The 763-nt window shown below is 42.7% G+C and carries 1 protein-coding gene; it reads left to right on the top strand.

What is annotated here, in order from left to right; translation table 11 throughout:
- Positions 1-118: 118 nt before the first annotated feature.
- Positions 119-601, top strand: a complete 483-nt coding sequence (locus tag OB236_RS29385; protein ID WP_262687110.1) for an HIT family protein — start codon at positions 119-121, stop codon at positions 599-601.
- Positions 602-763: the final 162 nt, after the last annotated feature.

Genomic DNA, 763 nt, shown 5'->3' with positions numbered 1-763 from the left:
CAAAAAAGAGGTCGACCAGAAAGATCTGGTGACCTCATAATACGAACGGGCAGAATAACGCAACGAACAGAAGTTGCCTGCGTCTAATAACTGGTTGGATAAATATGGATGGAGTTGAATGAGAAAGATGGCAGCATCATTTTCACATAGGCCCGAAGGATACGAGTGTCCATTTTGTCGTGTTTCGGGTATCGAGCGACCTAATCAGGGAACAAAACAAAGGGATATCATCTATCAGAATGAAAAGGTAACGGCTTTTATAGCGAGCAAATGGTGGCCAAACAATAAAGGACATGTTCTTGTTGTTCCTAATCAACATTTCGAGAACATCTTCGAACTCCCTGCGGATTACGCTGTTGAAATTCACCGCGCGGCTCAGCTTACAGCGTTTGCAATGAAAAGTACATATGGATGTGATGGGATTTCTACGCGGCAACATAATGAGCCTGCTGGTAATCAAGACGTGTGGCATTATCATCTCCATGTTTACCCTAGATATGTGAATGATCAACTTTATCTGACGAAGGGTTCTCAGTCCGATCCAGATGAACGCTCTTTCTATGCAGATAAGTTACGTTCTTGGATAAAGGAAAACATTTAAGGTCTTGGAGGAGCGAATGATAACCCTAGTAGGAGATGAACCTGAGATTACGTGGGCCTTACTAGAGAAAAAATAGGGTACTCTCATTAAGCTAAACATTCCTGTATAGCCTAAGAAATGGGCTTTGTCAAAAAAGGAGCGCCTCGGTATGATGGGTTTGTC

The sequence above is a fragment of the Paenibacillus baimaensis genome, assembly GCF_025567575.1.
This window is presented reverse-complemented; position numbering and strand designations above follow the sequence as displayed.

What these genes read in the sequence shown, in the direction of transcription:
- OB236_RS29385 (WP_262687110.1), top strand. Translation starts at nt 119, where the DNA reads ATGAGAAAGATGGCAGCATCATTTTCACATAGGCCCGAAGGATACGAG.